The 2,914-nt window shown below is 75.8% G+C and carries 3 protein-coding genes and 1 pseudogene; 1 reads left to right on the plus strand and 3 read right to left on the minus strand.

Annotated features, from left to right (window positions below; genetic code table 11):
• Positions 1-698, minus strand: a 698-nt coding sequence (locus ACFW1I_RS38230) for an MFS transporter (protein WP_384678748.1), incomplete at its 3' end; no start/stop codon positions are given.
• A gap of 67 nt (positions 699-765) precedes the next feature.
• On the opposite strand from ACFW1I_RS38230, the gene ACFW1I_RS38235 reads away from it, so the two are divergent.
• Complete coding sequence (locus ACFW1I_RS38235) at positions 766-1,377, plus strand: TetR/AcrR family transcriptional regulator (RefSeq protein ID WP_384678751.1); 612 nt, start codon at positions 766-768, stop codon at positions 1,375-1,377.
• Positions 1,378-1,409: 32 nt separating this feature from the next.
• On the opposite strand, the gene ACFW1I_RS38240 is transcribed toward ACFW1I_RS38235, so the two are convergent.
• Positions 1,410-2,111 (minus strand): alpha/beta hydrolase, encoded by a 702-nt coding sequence (locus ACFW1I_RS38240; RefSeq protein WP_384678754.1) that lies wholly within the window; start codon positions 2,109-2,111, stop codon positions 1,410-1,412.
• A 131-nt stretch (positions 2,112-2,242) separates the two neighbouring features.
• Positions 2,243-2,914: pseudogene (locus ACFW1I_RS38245) on the minus strand (transcriptional regulator); the annotation flags it as partial.

The following is a 2,914-nucleotide window of genomic DNA, read 5'->3' on the forward strand; positions in this document are numbered from 1 at the left end:
CGGTTCGGGCGATAGCCCGCCGCCCCGCGCCCGCGCCCGCCGAGGTGCGCGCCCCGCCGGGGGGCCCCCCCGGGCGCGGGGCAATCGCCGGCGGCCAGCATCCGCCCGGCGATCAGCACCCAGGCGCCCACCGGCAGGTTGAGGCAGAACAGGGCGCGCCAGTCGAGGACTTCGACCATGACGCCGCCGAGCGCGGGGCCCGCGGCGGCGGCCAGGGCGCCCGCCGCGCTCCACGCGCCGATCGCGGCGCGCCTGCGGTCGGCGGGGACCTCCGCCAGGACGAGCGCCAGGGAGGCGGGGACCAACAGGGCGGCCGCCAGGCCCTGGACGGCGCGGGCGCCTAGCAGCACGGGCAGGTTCGGCGCCATGGCGATCAGCAGCGACGAGGCCGTGAAGACGGCGACGCCGACCAGGAACAGCCGGGCCCGGCCGACCGCGTCGGCCAGCGGTCCGGCCGGCGCGAGCAGGGCGGCGAAGGGGATCACATAGGCGGTGGCGACCCACGAGACGGTGGTCAGCGAGACGTCGAAGTCGGCGGCGATCGGCGGCACCGCCAGGTTGGTGACGGTGGCGTCGAGGAAGCTCAGGAACGTGCCGGCGCAGGCGAGGAGCAGGGCGAGCGAGGCGCGCCGGGCGGCGGCGGGGGCCTCGGCCGAAGGGGCGGAAGGGGAGGCGGAAGGGGAGACGGAAGACGTCATGGCGAGGATTTAAGAGTACGACCGTTCGTACGTCAATGCCGTACGGTCGTTTGCTAAAGTGGCCGGCATGGCAGGACGCGCATCGGCTCAAGCAGCCCTGGAGACACGGCGATCGGTCCTCGCCGCCGCCGCGGAGATCGCCTCCGTGGAGGGCCTGGACAGCGTCACCATCGGCCGTCTCGCGGAGGTGCTCGGCATGAGCAAGGCGGGCGTGATCGGCCGCTTCCGCAGCAAGGAGAGGCTGCAACTGGAGACCGTGGACCTGGTCGTGGAGAGCTTCCGCGTCCGCGTCTGGCGCCCGGTGCGCCACCTCGCCCCCGGGCTGCCGCGCCTGCTGGCGGTCTGCGCGTCCTGGGTGGCGTACGCCGTCGACCCCGGCTACTCCGGGGGCTGCCTGCTCACCCAGGTCACCTACGACTACGACGGCCGCGCCGGCGCCGTGCACGACCGCATCGCCGAGAGCCGGACCCGCTGGCGGGAGGCCCTGCGCCGCGACGTCGACGCGGCCGTCGCCGCCGGCGACCTCCCGCCCGGGACCGACACCGCCCAGGTCGTCTACGGCCTGGAGTCCCTGGCCGCCGGCGTCACCCCGGCGCGCCTCCTGCACGGCGACGACCGCACGGGGGAGTGGGCACTGCGGGGCATGCACGCCATCCTCGGTGTCCGCCCGGCGAACTGACGGAACCTCAACACAGGTCGGTGCGGCCGGGGTCAGCCGGCCGTCTCGCGCACCGCGTCCTCGATCAGGTCGACGACCTCCTGCGGCCGGGAGGCCAAGGAGGCGTGGCTCGCGTCGAGTTCGACGATCCTGCGGGGTTTCATGCGCTCCGCCATCCGGCGCTCGTTGTCGGGGTGGATCATGCGGTCCTCGGTCGACAGCTGGTACCAGACCGGCTTGCTCCGCCAGGCCGGCGCCGTCACGCTGTCGCCGAACGTGGAGCCGAGCGGCGCCTTCTGGGTGACCGCCATGACGAGGGCCTCGTCCGCCGACAGGTCCTGCGCGAAGCTCTCGCGGAACGCCTCCGGCCTGATCCAGAGGTAACCGTCCGAGTCGGGCGCGATGTTGTCGAGAGCGGCGGGCGGCATCTCCTGGCTGAGCCCGCCGGGGCTCTCGCCGGCGTCCGGCGCGAAGGCGGCGACGTACACCAGGGCGGTGACGTTCGGCAGGTCGCCGGCCTCCGTGATGACGGCGCCGCCGTAGGAGTGGCCGACCAGCACGACGGGACCGTCCACCTGCCTGATCATCGTGCGGGTGCGCTCGGCGTCGTCGGCGAGGGAGGTCAGCGGGTTCTCGACGGCGCGGATCCGGTCCGGCCCGTAGCCGCGCCTGTTCAGCTCGACGATGACGTTCGCCCAGTGGGCGGCGCCGCCCCAGAAGCCGTGGACCAGGACGATGGTGGGCTTGTCGCTCATGGCTCGCTCATTTCCCTGCCGTGGTGATCCGTCGCCGGAATCGCTGCGGGTACGCACTGCCAACGAGTCTCGGCGGTCACCGTCCGCGCGGCGCGGTGCGGCGGGCCGAAAGGGTGCCGGGCCGCCCGGCCTCAGCGGCGGGCGGCGGAGAGCCGCTCGCGGGCCGCCCGGACGCGGTCGGCGCCCGCCGGGTACGGCAGGGCCTCGGCCCGGTCCCGGGCGTCGGCGAGCAGCGCGTCGGCCCGCTCCGGAGCCCCGGACAGGCCGAGCGCCAGCGCGAGGACCGTGGTCGCCTCCACCAGGAGGAGGTACTGCCCCGCCCGCTCGGCCCGGGCCGCCTCCCGCTCGAGCAGCGCGACGGCCTCCGCGGCCCGGCCGGTGCGGACCAGCGCCCAGCCGCGCACGCACTCGCCGCGCGGAGTGACCGCGCCGGCGTCGAGGAGGGCCAGTGCCTCCTCCGGCCGGCCGGTGCGCAGCGCCAGTTCGGCCCGGGCGAGCCGCACCTCGTCGCGGGCCTGCTGCTCGCCGGACTCCTCGGCGCACCCCTCCGCGCGGGCGAGCAGCGCCCCCGCCATCGCCGGATTCCAGGTCATCCGGGTCCGGGCCAGGGCGGTCAGCGCGTACGGGAGGGTGCGCGGCGCCCGGGCACGGGCGGTGCGCTCCGCCGCCACCGCCAGCTCCTCCGCCTCCGCGTCCCGGCCGAGGAGCAGGTGCAGCTCCGCGAGGTTGGTGCGCTCGAAGGCGCCCGCCTCCGGGCTGCCGGTCCGGTCGGCGAGGTCGGCGGCGCGCTCGCCGTACGCGAT

It is taken from the genome of Streptomyces sp. NPDC058955, from assembly GCF_042741435.1.
Classification (GTDB): Bacteria; Actinomycetota; Actinomycetes; order Streptomycetales; family Streptomycetaceae; genus Streptomyces.

What these genes read in the sequence shown, in the direction of transcription:
- ACFW1I_RS38235 (WP_384678751.1), top strand. Translation starts at nt 766, where the DNA reads ATGGCAGGACGCGCATCGGCTCAAGCAGCCCTGGAGACACGGCGATCG.
- ACFW1I_RS38240 (WP_384678754.1), bottom strand. Translation starts at nt 2,111, where the DNA reads ATGAGCGACAAGCCCACCATCGTCCTGGTCCACGGCTTCTGGGGCGGC.